At 63.7% G+C, this 12,501-nt stretch carries 15 protein-coding genes; 9 read left to right on the top strand and 6 right to left on the bottom strand.

What is annotated here, in order from left to right:
• The first annotated feature begins 296 nt into the window (after positions 1 to 296).
• From EDF71_RS03530 to EDF71_RS03515, 4 genes are read left to right on the top strand one after another with little or no spacing between them, the layout of a single operon-like run.
• Entirely contained in the window at positions 297 to 779 is a 483-nt protein-coding gene (locus EDF71_RS03530; RefSeq protein WP_133855245.1) for a hypothetical protein, read from the top strand.
• A 60-nt stretch (positions 780 to 839) separates the two neighbouring features.
• Positions 840 to 1,223 (top strand): holin, encoded by a 384-nt coding sequence (locus EDF71_RS03525; RefSeq protein WP_133855244.1) that lies wholly within the window; start codon positions 840 to 842, stop codon positions 1,221 to 1,223.
• Positions 1,220 to 1,843: a glycoside hydrolase family protein gene (locus EDF71_RS03520; protein ID WP_133855243.1), complete on the top strand. Its 624-nt coding sequence runs from the start codon at positions 1,220 to 1,222 to the stop codon at positions 1,841 to 1,843. Before EDF71_RS03525 ends, EDF71_RS03520 begins: the two co-directional genes overlap by 4 nt.
• Complete coding sequence (locus tag EDF71_RS03515) at positions 1,840 to 2,379, top strand: hypothetical protein (RefSeq protein ID WP_133855242.1); 540 nt, start codon at positions 1,840 to 1,842, stop codon at positions 2,377 to 2,379. The genes EDF71_RS03520 and EDF71_RS03515 overlap by 4 nt, the downstream gene beginning before the upstream one ends.
• 71 nt (positions 2,380 to 2,450) lie before the next feature.
• On the opposite strand, the gene EDF71_RS24910 is transcribed toward EDF71_RS03515, so the two are convergent.
• Entirely contained in the window at positions 2,451 to 2,600 is a 150-nt protein-coding gene (locus tag EDF71_RS24910; RefSeq protein ID WP_166656431.1) for a hypothetical protein, read from the bottom strand.
• Between the two features lie 30 nt (positions 2,601 to 2,630).
• Complete coding sequence (locus EDF71_RS03510; protein ID WP_133855241.1) at positions 2,631 to 3,020, bottom strand: hypothetical protein; 390 nt, start codon at positions 3,018 to 3,020, stop codon at positions 2,631 to 2,633.
• 605 nt (positions 3,021 to 3,625) lie between these two features.
• On the opposite strand from EDF71_RS03510, the gene EDF71_RS03505 reads away from it, so the two are divergent.
• The 3 genes from EDF71_RS03505 to EDF71_RS03495 all read left to right on the top strand — a co-directional run bounded on the left by EDF71_RS03505 (position 3,626) and on the right by EDF71_RS03495 (position 6,418).
• Positions 3,626 to 4,120: a hypothetical protein gene (locus tag EDF71_RS03505; protein ID WP_133855240.1), complete on the top strand. Its 495-nt coding sequence runs from the start codon at positions 3,626 to 3,628 to the stop codon at positions 4,118 to 4,120.
• Between the two features lie 254 nt (positions 4,121 to 4,374).
• The gene (locus tag EDF71_RS03500; protein ID WP_133855239.1) at positions 4,375 to 5,133 is read left to right on the top strand and encodes a 5'-methylthioadenosine/adenosylhomocysteine nucleosidase; all 759 of its coding nucleotides are present in this window, start codon (positions 4,375 to 4,377) and stop codon (positions 5,131 to 5,133) included.
• A 76-nt stretch (positions 5,134 to 5,209) separates the two neighbouring features.
• A complete protein-coding gene (locus EDF71_RS03495; protein ID WP_133855238.1) occupies positions 5,210 to 6,418 on the top strand; it encodes an MFS transporter in 1,209 nt (402 codons plus the stop codon).
• 14 nt (positions 6,419 to 6,432) lie between these two features.
• On the opposite strand, the gene corA is transcribed toward EDF71_RS03495, so the two are convergent.
• The 4 genes from corA to tsaB form a co-directional block, all read right to left on the bottom strand.
• The gene (corA, locus tag EDF71_RS03490) at positions 6,433 to 7,419 is read right to left on the bottom strand and encodes a magnesium/cobalt transporter CorA (RefSeq protein ID WP_133855237.1); all 987 of its coding nucleotides are present in this window, start codon (positions 7,417 to 7,419) and stop codon (positions 6,433 to 6,435) included.
• Between the two features lie 315 nt (positions 7,420 to 7,734).
• Positions 7,735 to 8,568 (bottom strand): hypothetical protein, encoded by an 834-nt coding sequence (locus EDF71_RS03485; RefSeq protein WP_133855236.1) that lies wholly within the window; start codon positions 8,566 to 8,568, stop codon positions 7,735 to 7,737.
• The gene (gene rimI / locus EDF71_RS03480; protein WP_133855235.1) at positions 8,565 to 9,041 is read right to left on the bottom strand and encodes a ribosomal protein S18-alanine N-acetyltransferase; all 477 of its coding nucleotides are present in this window, start codon (positions 9,039 to 9,041) and stop codon (positions 8,565 to 8,567) included. Before rimI ends, EDF71_RS03485 begins: the two co-directional genes overlap by 4 nt.
• Positions 9,038 to 9,757 carry a tRNA (adenosine(37)-N6)-threonylcarbamoyltransferase complex dimerization subunit type 1 TsaB gene (gene tsaB / locus EDF71_RS03475; protein ID WP_133855234.1) on the bottom strand — a complete coding sequence of 240 codons (720 nt, stop codon included), beginning with the start codon at positions 9,755 to 9,757 and terminating at the stop codon, positions 9,038 to 9,040. The genes rimI and tsaB overlap by 4 nt, the downstream gene beginning before the upstream one ends.
• A 130-nt stretch (positions 9,758 to 9,887) precedes the next feature.
• On the opposite strand from tsaB, the gene dacB reads away from it, so the two are divergent.
• Entirely contained in the window at positions 9,888 to 11,504 is a 1,617-nt protein-coding gene (dacB, locus tag EDF71_RS03470; protein ID WP_243854153.1) for a D-alanyl-D-alanine carboxypeptidase/D-alanyl-D-alanine-endopeptidase, read from the top strand.
• A gap of 133 nt (positions 11,505 to 11,637) precedes the next feature.
• Positions 11,638 to 12,279, top strand: coding sequence for an ankyrin repeat domain-containing protein (locus tag EDF71_RS03465; protein ID WP_133855233.1), 642 nt, complete (start codon positions 11,638 to 11,640; stop codon positions 12,277 to 12,279).
• Positions 12,280 to 12,501: the final 222 nt, after the last annotated feature.

The raw sequence follows: 12,501 nt of genomic DNA, 5'->3' as shown, positions 1-12,501 counted from the left end.
GGGGGCTTGATGTGTTTGGCGGCGGCGGGAACAGCTCAAATTCAGCAACGCCTAATGCTGGCCCGGGCGGTGGCTCTGCGGGAAATAACGTCGGAGCTGGCTCTACATCCCCCCAGGCCGCTTACATGGCAGGCTCGGGAGGTTTTGTGCTGGCCGCTACTTCAATTGCCCCGTCCTCAGTCCCAGGGCTATGCTGCACCTCGGCATCTCTGCGCCAGGGCGCCACATCGGGATTTACATCGTCAACAGCTGCTGGCGATGGTCAAGCAGTCATCATCTTGCGCCAGGGGTAAGCCATGATTGAGATCAATATCAACGGTACGTGGCAGCCCATTGCCGCAGATGCAGCGTTTGCCGAGGCGGTGTATCCCGGCAAGTGGCGCGTAGTGGACGAGCCTGCGCCACCCGAGCCTGCGTTGCGGCCCGCAGTTGTCCTCACCGGCATTGCCGTAGACGAGCCGTATGCAGCACGCGCGCAGATCGCGCCAGACTTTTCCGCGCTCAAATTGCCCGTGGGCGCCACGGTCACGATCACCGCAGAGCTGCAAATCGCCGGCCAGCGCATCCCCGGCTTTGAGGCTGAGTTTGCGATGCCCATGCGCAGCTCTGACGGGCTGTACCGCTACCTCGATGTGCAGTTTGTCGATGGGCAGACCGTGTTTTCCGCAGTCATGAGCGACAGCAAACGCTGGGAAGTCACCCCTGAGCTGATCAACAGCGGACTGCCGCCCGAAGCTCATATGGACTTCGCCGGCATCGTCATCACTGCCGTCGAGTAACCCTCTACCTACAACACACAACACAACCCGCTTCGGCGGGTTTTCTTATTTAGGCGACCGATGGCCAACCAAATCCACGACTCCACATCCGATGTGGCAACCCCATGGCTACAGGCGCTGGGCGCCAAGCTCAACGTATACGCAGCCTGGTTTCTAAGCCTGTTCGGCACCATGACGCTGGACAAGCTGGTTGCACTGTCTGGTCTGGTGCTGGGCGTGGCCGGATACCTGATGAACCGGCACTACCGGCGCAAGGAAGACCGCCGCCAGGCGCTCCGGGCAAAGCGCGACGACGAGCAGGCCCGGCGCCTGCACATCAGCTGGGTGATGGATATGCGCGCCAAGCACACTGAATCGTACCTGGTGCAGCAACTGGGCGAGAACTGGGCGGACTTCATCAAGCTGCCGCCCAGCGGCGACACGGACCTGGGGGCACTGTCATGAGCAAGATTCCAAACGCATTGCGCGCCGGCATTACTGCTCTGGCGCTGCTGACCGGTGGCGGCTATGTTGTCTCGGTGCATGACAAGGCCGCCCAGGCCATGGCCGAGCAGAATCAGTACATCCAGGCCGTGGCCGCTGACCCCGGCACATCCGAGGCAGTCAAGATCGCCATGGTGATGGGCAGCTACTACGAGAGCAGCTACCGGCACATTGGCACGCCCTACGTGGACAAGCTGGGCAAGGGTCAGCCCCTGACGGTCTGCAACGGCATCACGGGGCGCGCAGTGGTGGCTGGTCGGTACTACACGCCGGCCGACTGCTACGCCCTGGAGCGCAGCCGCTACCTGGCGGCTGAGCGCACAGCCATGGGTCTATTCCGCCTTTGGAGCACCTACACCCCGCTGCAGCAGGCCGTGTTCATCGACTTCATCCACAACAAGGGTGAGGGCGCGCTGTACACCTCGACGCTGCTGCGCAAGGCCAACGCTGGCGATGTGGTGGGCGCATGCCGAGAAAACCCGCGCTGGAACCGCGGCACGGTCAACGGGGTGTCTGTGGTTCTGCCAGGCCTGCAGGCCCGGGGCGATGCCAACAGCGAGATCTGCGAGGTGGGTCTATGACCTGGCAGATCAAAGCCGCTCTGGCGGCCATCATCGCCACGCTGGCCTTCTCCGCCGGCTGGGTGGTCAAAGGCTGGCAGGCCGGCAAGACCATAGCCGAGCTGCGCGCCGAGAAGGCCCAGGGCAAAGCCAGCCGCGCCGAAGCCGCACGCGGCGACGAAGCCAACACTGCACAACTGGAGAGTAAACATGCCCAAGACACGATCTACAACGCCGACCGCCTGGCGGGCCTCTATACCGGTATTGCTGATGTGCAGCGCCGTGAGCTTGCTTATGCTGAGCGGCTGCAGCGCGGCGCCGAAGGAAGAGCCGCCACTTATCGCGCGCAAGCCCAAGCCGACGCAGCTGCCCGCAGCGATCTTGCAAATAAAACCGCAGCCCTCGACAGAAAGCTTGCAGAAGGGATTGAAGTGGTCGCAATCCTCGGGAGCGATCTTAGGAGACGAGACGCCGAAGTAGCCGCGCTCTGTGACCAGGTGAACATAGAGCGCCGGCTGAGCGGTGACGACAGCGACCAGGCCTGCGGTGGTCATTAAAACCACGCGAGGGGCAACATCCAGGCAAAAGAAAAGCCACCCGGGGGTGGCTTGTTCTTTGTGATTGGGTGCTAGTTTGCGCTAGCCACTTCGGGTGAAGAGGACAGCACTTCGTCCAGCGCCTCGTTGATGATCGCGAGTTCAGCCAGCGCCTCATGTGCCAGTGCAATGAGGTCTTGGCGGCTCTTTGGCTTGATCATCGCTTCGATGTCAAAGTTCAAAAAATTCTCCATAATGGCCCCTTTAAGAAATCAAATAACAGGTTGCTTCGCAATCTGTTCCATTGCGACTAAGTAGTCATCTTTGCAATTTGCCTTTAGTGCTTCTGCAACACGTTGCACCAAAAGAATCTGTTGCCGAGCATTCAACACCATCCGCGTCTCGTCTGGTGTCAGCTCACTAGATGTATACATAGCATCTAGGATCTGTTCCAAAACATTCAAGGCAAATAGAACTGTCTCAATCTTTGGATTCATCTTCTTTTCGAAAAGTTCGAATCCAAAATCGGCGTGAACTTTGAGCATCTTGTTGGTGGTGTCAAAAACACCCTCCCACACTTGCTCAACTACTGGAAGCGCTTGCTGCCATGCCGCTGCTGCGTCCAACGCTGCTACCTCATGCTCTCCAAACTTCGCATCCACTGATGTTCACCCCAGAATGTTAATTGTTGTTGCTTCGGCAATTTTTTGCCACGAAGCCGGAAATTTTAACTTCTATCGCCCGCAGCGTCAATAGAGAGCCGTTGATTTTGCTACTTTTCCGTTGACTTCACGATACTTGCTATTGTTCGCAGCGTCAATAAGCGATTTGACAGATGTCCGATAGTCATCTACGTAGGACTACGTTGTCATACGGAGGTCACTACGACGCCCCTCAATCGGCCCTATGAAGCGTTGCACAGCAACATCATTCAGTAGAAGTCACTTTGCAATCAATTGCACCAGGTCGCACGGACGCTGCGCTAAGGCGCTGGAGATGTGCCACCCGTAGGCGCAGCATCAAAACGGCACATCGGGCGCAATGCTGTCGTACAGATCCTTGTCCACCGCAACCGAAACTGAGTGCAGCACCATCGACCCCAGGATTGGCATGGCCTCGGCTCGATCCAGCTTGATGCTGTCCCAGCGGTGGTGATCCTCGGTCTGAGACCATTCTTCATCATCCCTAACGTGCCACCGCCAGTATCTTGATTGAACCATAGTCATCTCCAAAAGACTGTATATTTATACAGTAAATGGAGCGAGCTATGGAAGCAGTCAGGAAATTTGAGCCGGAGGAGCTGCCTGGTTGGTACAGGAGCAGTGTCAGTCCTGGCAGCCCTTTTGATCTTGAGGCGCGTCAACGGGTCGGCGTGGATCTTTACGTGCTGCAGCTGCAGTTTTGCGGCGCGTACCTTTGCTCAGCACTTTTGGTCGGCAGAGCCCCAATATTAGGTATGGTCATCTCGTCTGCTACGCCATTCAACGGGGATCAGGCCGGGATCTACAAGCGCGCTGAGCCCATGAAGCTCGTGACATACCCGCTTGAGCAAGTGGAAGTTTGGAAGAAGCGAGAGGACGGCACCATGCTGTTGCGCGGCGAGCAGTGGGATGAGGGGGAGTTCAATCGGTGGCCGCAGACGTGGATTTGCGGGCGCAATCCCTCGGCTGTCGCTGCAGCGCTTCGCGGGATGTCGGCCTGGCTGGATCGGGAGTATGCGAAGGTGAAGCGGCCACCCTATGCGAATGACCGCCCCAGATAAAGGGCAGTGATGGGCCTTGCAGGCCCGAGTGCAAATGAAATGCGCAAATTGCACGCGGAAGGTAAGAATAATGGCTTCACTGGGCCGTATAGGCGGTGCTACTATTGCGAGCTTGCTGGCGCTGGCGCGAAGGCTTGGGTGCAATTCTTATGAGGGCATCTATGAGGGCAGCATCCATTCAGTTGCTCTAAGTATTTGATTTTATTTTGCCATCGGCGGTGACAATCTCCGCTTTGCTTTTTCTGGATGCCGACGTGACCCTTGCCATTCTCAGTGCCCTTCCCGAGGAACAGGCCGGCATTGCCGCGCTGCTGGCGGATGCCCACAGCAGCGACTACGCCGGCCGCCGCTACACCTGCGGTCAGCTGCATGGCCATGCCGTGGTGCTGGCGCTGTCGGGCATTGGCAAGGTGGCGGCGGCCAGCACGGCTGCCACCCTGATCGAGCGCTTTGGCGCACGCGCCATCGTGTTTACCGGCGTGGCCGGTGGCCTGGGGGAGGGCGTGCAGCTGGGCGATGTGGTCGTGGCCAGCAGCTATGCGCAGCACGACATGGATGCCTCGCCGCTCTTTCCGCGCTACGAGGTGCCGGGCTATGGCCGCGCGCGCTTTGACTGTGATGCCGCGCTGAGCGCGCAGCTGGCTGTGGCCGTGCAGCAATGCCTGGCCGGCGGCGCAGCCGCCTGGACGGCCGAATTGGGCCTGCCCGCGCCGCAAATGCACCAGGGCCTGGTGGTCAGCGGTGACCGTTTTGTCAGCAGTGCTGCCGAAGTGCGGGCCCTGCGCAGCGGCTTGCAGGCGGTGGGTATGGATCCACTGGCTGTCGAGATGGAAGGCGCCGCCGTCGCCCAGGTCTGCGCCGACCATGGCCTGCCCTTTGCGGCCATGCGCAGCATCTCCGACCGGGCCGATGACAGCGCGCACCTGGACTTTCCGCGCTTCATCCGCAGCATTGCCAGCCGCTACGCGCAGCACATCATCAACAGCCTGCTGCGGAGCTTGCCGGCCCGCTGAATGGCCCGCCCGGTAGCGCGGGTGACTGTGCAGCGCGGCAAGCGTGGTCACAATGGCGCGCTGCCTTGATCTGACCATGCCCCTTTTTTCCGCTCCATCCTTTGCGCCCGGCCAGGTGCTAACCACCTGCAAGCTGGGCCTGGGGCAGATGCTGTCCTGGGGCTCGGCCTTCTACCTGCCCGCCATCCTGGCCGGCGCGATGGGCGAGAGCCTGGGCATACCGCCATCGCGCATCTTTGCCGCGTTCTCGCTGGCCTTGCTGATGATGGCGCTGACCGGGCCGGTAGCAGGGCGGCTGATTGACCGCTGGGGCGGGCGCCCGCTGCTGATGGCCACCAACCTCTGGTTTGCGCTGGGCCTGGTGCTGCTGTCGCAGGTGCAGACCCAGGGCCAGCTGTTTGCGGTCTGGCTGCTGCTGGGCTTGGCGATGGGGGCGGGGCTGTACGAGGCCGCCTTTGCCACCTCGGTGCGCCTCTATGGCAAGGCAGCACGGGGCAGCATTGTCGGCATCACCTTGTTTGGCGGCTTTGCCAGCACCCTGAGCTGGCCGCTGACCACCTGGCTGCTGCACAGCTGGGGCTGGCGCGAGGCCTGCCTGGTCTGGGCGGCAGTGCAGCTGCTGGTATTGCTGCCGCTGCATGCCAGCTTGCCCCGCGCGCCCGCACGTGCCAGCGCCGATGCGGTAATGCCCCCTGCGGGCTTGGCTGCGGCGCCCACTGCGCCTACTACTCCGTTGCGGGGCCAGTGGCTCAGCCTGGTCCTGCTGGCGCTGACCTTTGCGGCCATCTGGTTCATCGGCACCTCGATGATGTCGCACCTGCCGCGCCTGCTGATGGTCAGCGGTGCCACGGCCACGGCGGCCGTGGCGGCGGCGGCGCTGGTGGGGCCCGCCCAGGTGGCGAGCCGCATCGCCGACTATGCCTTTCTGCGCCGCGCCCATCCGCTGTGGTCGGCGCGCATTGCCGTCATGGCCTACCCGCTGGCGGCCCTGGCGCTGGCGGTCTTCGGGGCCTCGGGCAGCTGGGCCTATGCGCTGGCCTTTGGCCTGGGCAACGGCATCATGACGGTCGTCATCGGCACCTTGCCATTAGCGATGTTTGGCGCGCAAGGCTATGGCCAGCGCCAGGGCCTGCTGATGGTGCCGGCCCGCATGACCCAGGCCAGCGCCCCTTTTCTGTTTGGCCTGGCGCTGGAGCAGTGGCAACTGGGCGCACTGTGGGTGCTGATGCTCGCCGCATCGATCGCCGGCACGGCACTCTGGTGCCTGCGCGCCAAACAGGTGTAGGCCCGCAGCGGCTGTTACTTGAGCCAGCCGCGCTTGCGGAAGTACAGCATCGGAATCAGCGCGCTGCCCACCATCAGCGCAATACCGTAGGCATAGCCAAACTCCCAGTCGATTTCGGGCATGTACTTGAAGTTCATGCCGTAGACGCTGGCGATCAAGGTGGGCGGCAGCAGCGCGACGCTGGCCACCGAGAAGATCTTGATGATCTTGTTCTGGTTGATGTTGATGAAACCGACGGTCGCATCCATCAAGAAGTTGATCTTGTCGAAGAGGAAGGCGGTGTGGTTGTCCAGCGATTCGATGTCGCGCAGGATCTGGCGCGCGTCCTCGAACTGGTCGGAGTTGAGCATCTTGCTGCGCATGACAAAGCTCACGGCGCGGCGGGTGTCCATCACATTGCGGCGAATGCGGCCGTTCAAGTCTTCCTGGCGTGCGATGGCCGAGAGCACTTCACTCGCGTGGGTGTCGGTCACATCGCCGGCCAGCACCTGGGTGCTGACTTTTTCCAGGTCGTCGTAAATGCCTTCCAAGGTGTCGGCCGAGTATTCGGCATCGGCATCGAACAGCTTGAGCAGGACGTCCTTGCTGTCCTCGATCAGGCCGGGCGCGCGGCGGGCGCGCAGGCGCAGCAGGCGGAACACCGGCACATCCTCATCGTGGATGGAGAACAGCACGCCATAGCTTTTGAGCGCGGCATTGTGCAGGTTCATGATGAAGGCCACACGCACGCTGCGTGGGTCGTCTTCGTCATCGATCAGGAAGTCGCTGCGGATGTGCAGATCGCCGTTGTCTTCTTCGTAGAAACGGGCCGATTCCTCGATGTCCTGGTCCATCGCGTCTTCGGGAATGGACAGGCCGTAGTGCTGCTTGATCCAGCGCTTTTCTTCGAGGGTGGGGGATTCGAGGTCAACCCAGATAGGCTGAAAACGGGCCAGGTCCTGCAGGGATTCGATTTCTTCCTGCACCAGACGGCCATTGGCAAGCGTAAAGATGTTGAGCATAGGCTCACTTCCTTGTTGTTTTTGGTCTGCAAAAGGGGGGCGTGGGGCGCTTCCGACCCTTGTGCAGCCATGTGCTTGCCAGGGTGGAAGCTACCAACTAGGGTAGGGATCCAAGGAGAGACTCCGGTTTCTGAATGGGCGCCATTATGGCATTCCCGCATCAGCTGCGCATGACGATGCGCTTTGTCTGGGTGCAGCGTTGTCAACACCCCACGCCAATGGCTGTCAGTGGGTGCCTACATTCGCCAATGGGCGGGTAAATCGCGGCTCATTTGCAGCAGATTGGCGGCAGATTGGCAGGTTTGTGAAGAAAAATTAACGCCCGGCCTGGGCCAGCGCGAAGCACAGATCGGCCCAGGTCGCTGCCTTGGCCTGGGGGGTGCGCAGCAGGTGGCTGGGGTCGTAGCTGACCACGGCGGGCAGCTGGCTGCCGCCGATCTGGTGCAGCTGCTGGCGCAGGCTGGAGAAGGGCTGGTCGCCCGGCATCAGATGGCGCACCGCCGGCAGGCCCAGCAGCAGGGCCATCGCGGGCTGGCATTCCTGCACCAAGGCTTCGATGCTGTAGCTCGGCAGGCCATCATCGCCTTCCTGGTTGGCGGGGATGCGCGCCAGCGGCACCCAGTAGACGGGAGCGTCGGTCAGGCGCATGGCCCGCAGCATCTGCAGCAGCAGCTGGCAGGCTTCGCTCTGCTGGGGCGCGCCTTCGGGCAGCTCGGCCACCACCAGCCAGGCGGGCTGGGTGCTGGGCACCGGCGGCTGCTGCTTGCCTTGCAGATCAAGCAGGACCGGCGCGCGCAGCGCAAAGCGCACACGCGGGAAGTCGGCCGGCAGTGCTTGCGGGGATGTTGGTCGGGCGGCTGCCGTGGGGGCGGGCGCTGGCGCAGCGGTGGGCGTGGGCTCTGCAGTGGCAGCTGGTGCGGCCGCTTCTTGGAGGGCAGTTGCGGGCATCGCCGGTGCAACTGGCGCCGTAGGCACAACAGCTGGGGCAGCTACCGCCTCCGCGCGCGATGGCGGAGCAGCCACTGGCGCAGGGGCCGTGGATGGCTCAGGCGCCGCCTGGGCGGCAGGCGCGGGCGATTCAGGCCACCACAGCGGGTGGCCCATCTCTTGCAGCATGGCGCGTTGGCGGGCGTCCAGGTTCAGGCTCATGGGGTGGTAGGCAGCAGATAACGCATGACCATGGCGTCCTCGCGTTCGACATGGGATACCGGATAGTAGCGCTTTCGCAGCCCCACCGATTCAAATCCAAACTGCAGGTAGATCTGCTGGGCGCGCAGATTGCTGATGCGCACCTCCAGCCAGATCGCCTGGGCCCGCACGCTGACGGCCCAGCTGCGCAGCTGTTCCAGCAGCACCTTGGCCCAGCCCTGGCGCTGGTGCTGTGGGTTGACGGTGATATTGAGCAGATGCAGCTCATCGACGCCCTGCATGGCGACAAAGTAACCGATCAGCGCCTCGTCGACCCAGAGCAGCTGCATCGCATAGCCCATGGCCATGGAGTCGATGAAGTTGCCCCGCGTCCAGGGGTGGCTGTAGCACTGGTTCTCTACCGCGAGCAGTGCATCCAGGTCATCAACGCGCAGCGCGGACCAGCGCAGCTGGGGCGTGGCAGGCAGGCTCATGGTGCGCTGCCTGGGTTGCTGGCGGCCTGGGCTTGTTTTTCGGCCTCGCGCTCGGCCGTGGTCTTGGCCACCTTGTCGCGAATGTAGAGCGGCAGCGCATCCTGCGCGGCCACCGCCTGCCCTTGGGCCAACAGGTAGGGCGCCAAGCTCAGCAAGGCCTGGGCGGTGGGCATGGCCTGCAGATGCGTGGCATCGGGCGCCAGGCGCTCACCATAGATGGGCTGGGCATTGCCGGCCACCACAAAACCTGGGGGCACCTGCACATCCTGCGGCGGGCAGACCTGCAGATCGCCCAGGGTCTGCCAGTGGCCGTCCACATACTGGTAGACGGCGTTGTAGACCTCGTCCATACGCGCATCCAGACAGGCCAGCACCTGGGTGCAGCCATGTTGCAGGCGGGCTTCTTCGGCCACGGTCATCAAGGTATCGACCGGCAGCACCGGCACGCCCTGGCCGCCCTTGGCGACAAAGGCCAGGCCCTGGGCAATCGCGCAGGCAGTGCGCAGGCCGGTGAAGGAGCCCGGGCCCCGGCCAAACACAATCGCGTCCAGCGCGTCGAAGCCCAAGTCCGCATCGGCCATCAGGCCACGCACCGCCGGCAGCAACTGGCTGGAGGTGTGCTGACCACCGGCACCGCTGTGCAGCCAGCGCTGGTCATCCCGCGCGGTGGCAATAAAGAGGGTGTCGGTACTGGATTCGAGGGCAAGCAGGTTCATGGGGTAGGGCGCGCGCGGGCGCTGTGCCAGCGCCCGGTTTCAGCCCCCGTACAGGGGCGGCAACCTGCCATTATCGGGGCAAAGCCAAGGCTGCATGCCGGGCTTGGGCATAGCCGCTAGACTGCTGCCCATGCAACAGATTTCTTCGATGGCGCCCTTTTCTCAGTCTCTGGCGCGGCCCAGCCCTGGCCTGTCTGGCGGCACCGGCCGCTGGCTGCTGCCGCTGGCGATTGCGCTCAGCCAAGTGGCCTGCGCGCAAACCCCGGCGGCCCCGGCAGCCGACCCGGCGCCCACCCCCATCCGCCTGTCCCAGCCCCTGGCTGCGGCACCCCAGGCAGCCCAGGTACCCGCAAGCGCAGCCGCTGTGGCCCCTGCCGCAGCCGCCAGTGCCTGGCCCGCCGGCCGCCTGCCGGCCGAGGTCGAAGCCGCCCTGCAGCGCGGCAAGGTCGCGCCCGATGCGGTCTCCGTGGTGGTCATGGATGTCAGCGGTGCGCAGCGCCCGCTGCTCGATGTACACAGCGATGTGGCGCGCAACCCCGCCTCGGTGATGAAGCTGGTGACCACCTATGCGGCGCTGGAGATTCTGGGCCCCGCCTACACCTGGGACACCCGCATTGCCACTGACGGCAAAGTGGCCCAGGGCGCCCTCAATGGCAACCTCTATGTGCAGGGCTCGGGCGATCCCAAGCTGGTGATGGAGCGCCTCTGGCTGCTGCAGCGCCGCCTGCTGGGCCAGGGCATCCAGGTCATCGTCGGCGACGTGGTGCTGGACAGCTCGGCCTTTGCGCTGCCGCCCATCGACCCGGCCCGCTTTGACAACGAGCCCTACCGGCCCTACAACGCCGTGCCCGATGCGCTGCTGCTGAACTACAAGTCGCTGACCATGCGCTTCATCCCCGATGCCGCAGCAGGGGTGGCCCGCATCGCCTACGAGCCGGCCATTGCCCATCTGCGCCTGCCCAGCACGGTGCCCCTGCTCAAGACCAAGGGCAATGCCTGTGGCGACTGGCGCGGCGCCTTGAAGGCCCAAATGGCCGATCCCATGCAGATCCAGTTTCTGGGCGGCTACCCGGCCGCTTGCGGCGAAAACAGCTGGGCCGTGGCACCCGCCGCGCCCGACCGCTTTGCCCCCCGCGTGTTTGAAGGCATGTGGCGCGAGCTGGGCGGCAAGGTCACCGGCCAGGTGCGCATGGGCACCACACCCGACGGCGTGCAGCCGCTGATGAGCTTCAGCTCGCCCACCCTGGGCGAGGTGGTGCGCGACATCAACAAGTACAGCAACAACGTGATGACCCAGCAGGTCTTTCTGACCCTGGGCAAGCAGCGCGCGGGCGTCGGCACCTTTGAAGGCGGCCGCCAGGCGGTGGCGCAGTGGTGGAGCGAGCGCGTGCCCGGCATGGCCGCGCCCACCATCGACAACGGCGCCGGCCTCTCGCGCGATGCCCGCATCACCGCCGGCTCGCTGGCCAAGATGCTCTCGGTCGCCTGGAACTCCAACGTCATGCCCGAGCTGATGGCCTCGATGCCCATCGTCGGCGTGGACGGCACCCTGAAAAACAGCAAGAGCGCGCACACCGGCGGCGCCCACCTGAAGACCGGCACCCTGCGCGATGCCTCGGCCATTGCCGGCTATGTCAATGGCCGCGACGGGCGCCGCTGGGTGGTCGTGGCGCTGGCCAACAGCGACAACGCCCCGCAGGCGCGCCCCGCCTGGGATGCGCTGATCGACTGGGTGGCGGCGCAGTAAGGCCGGAGACCAGCAACAGGCTCTCAGGGCCATGGGCAGGTCGGGAAAACCTGCCTGCCACCAAGGTTAGGCTGGCGCGGTCTCGGTGTACATTGCACCTCGGAACGTGTTCACAAGACACAAGGAGCCCTGCATGAGCCTGCCCTCGAAGACCGCACTGTTCGCTGCTGCCAAGCGCTGGGATGCCGCCTTGGTGGCAGAGGTGTTGGCGCAGACGCCCCAGTGGGCCCAGGCGGTGGATGGCAAGGGGCGCACCGCCCTGCAGGTGGCCTGCGGCGTATCACCGCAAAACGCCCAAATAGCGGCATCGGCCGATGCCAGCGGCCTGGAAACCGTCGCCAGCTTGCTGGCTGCCGGCGCGCCACTGGAGGCCGAAGTGGCGATGGGCGAGTGCAATGGCGACTTCCGCGCCACCGCGCTGTGGTTTGCCGCCGCCCGCGGCGAGAACCTGCCCCTGGTCGAGCTGCTGCTCTCGCATGGCGCCAATGCCAGCTATTCGCTGTGGGCCGCCGTCTGGCGCGATGACGAGGCCATGTGCCGCGCCCTGCTGCAGGCCCAGCCGCTGCTCAATCTGCGCGAGCACGGCGAAACCCCCGTCTTCTATGCCGCCCGCCTGGGCCGGCTCAAAACCCTGGCGCTGCTGCTCGACGCCGGCGCCGATGTCTCGGTCGCCGACTTCAAGGGCCGCGACGCGGTCGATATCGCGGTCGCCCGGCGCCTGCCGCAGGGCTTGATCTACCGCATGCAGCAGCTGCGGCAGCCTCGCCTGGCTTAAGAGTTCATCGGGCAACTTTATGCCCTGGTCTGAACGCGGACTTGGGCGAGTCACGCGTTGAGCTCACGGCGACGCCTCCTCCAGTCACTTACATCCCATGAAGCGATCTCTTGGTAGTGCTGACCTACCAAGCTTGTCAGCACTCACCTTTCTATTGACTGTTGTGTTTGCCAAACTGCGCGTCAGCTTCATGTAAGCAGTGTTCTTTTAAATGCGATTCAA

Source organism: Comamonas sp. JUb58 (assembly GCF_004364775.1).
In the GTDB taxonomy this organism is placed as follows: domain Bacteria; phylum Pseudomonadota; class Gammaproteobacteria; order Burkholderiales; family Burkholderiaceae_C; genus Comamonas.
The sequence above is the reverse complement of the archived record's forward strand: the minus strand, read 5'-3'. Positions and strand labels throughout refer to the sequence as shown.

Excerpts from the sequence above, each read along its gene's own strand:
- EDF71_RS03530 (WP_133855245.1), top strand. The coding sequence starts at position 297 with ATGATTGAGATCAATATCAACGGTACGTGGCAGCCCATTGCCGCAGAT.
- EDF71_RS03525 (WP_133855244.1), top strand. The coding sequence starts at position 840 with ATGGCCAACCAAATCCACGACTCCACATCCGATGTGGCAACCCCATGG.
- EDF71_RS03520 (WP_133855243.1), top strand. The coding sequence starts at position 1,220 with ATGAGCAAGATTCCAAACGCATTGCGCGCCGGCATTACTGCTCTGGCG.
- EDF71_RS03515 (WP_133855242.1), top strand. The coding sequence starts at position 1,840 with ATGACCTGGCAGATCAAAGCCGCTCTGGCGGCCATCATCGCCACGCTG.
- EDF71_RS03505 (WP_133855240.1), top strand. The coding sequence starts at position 3,626 with ATGGAAGCAGTCAGGAAATTTGAGCCGGAGGAGCTGCCTGGTTGGTAC.
- EDF71_RS03495 (WP_133855238.1), top strand. The coding sequence starts at position 5,210 with ATGCCCCTTTTTTCCGCTCCATCCTTTGCGCCCGGCCAGGTGCTAACC.
- corA (WP_133855237.1), bottom strand. The coding sequence starts at position 7,419 with ATGCTCAACATCTTTACGCTTGCCAATGGCCGTCTGGTGCAGGAAGAA.
- EDF71_RS03485 (WP_133855236.1), bottom strand. The coding sequence starts at position 8,568 with ATGAGCCTGAACCTGGACGCCCGCCAACGCGCCATGCTGCAAGAGATG.
- rimI (WP_133855235.1), bottom strand. The coding sequence starts at position 9,041 with ATGAGCCTGCCTGCCACGCCCCAGCTGCGCTGGTCCGCGCTGCGCGTT.
- tsaB (WP_133855234.1), bottom strand. The coding sequence starts at position 9,757 with ATGAACCTGCTTGCCCTCGAATCCAGTACCGACACCCTCTTTATTGCC.
- dacB (WP_243854153.1), top strand. The coding sequence starts at position 9,888 with ATGCAACAGATTTCTTCGATGGCGCCCTTTTCTCAGTCTCTGGCGCGG.
- EDF71_RS03465 (WP_133855233.1), top strand. The coding sequence starts at position 11,638 with ATGAGCCTGCCCTCGAAGACCGCACTGTTCGCTGCTGCCAAGCGCTGG.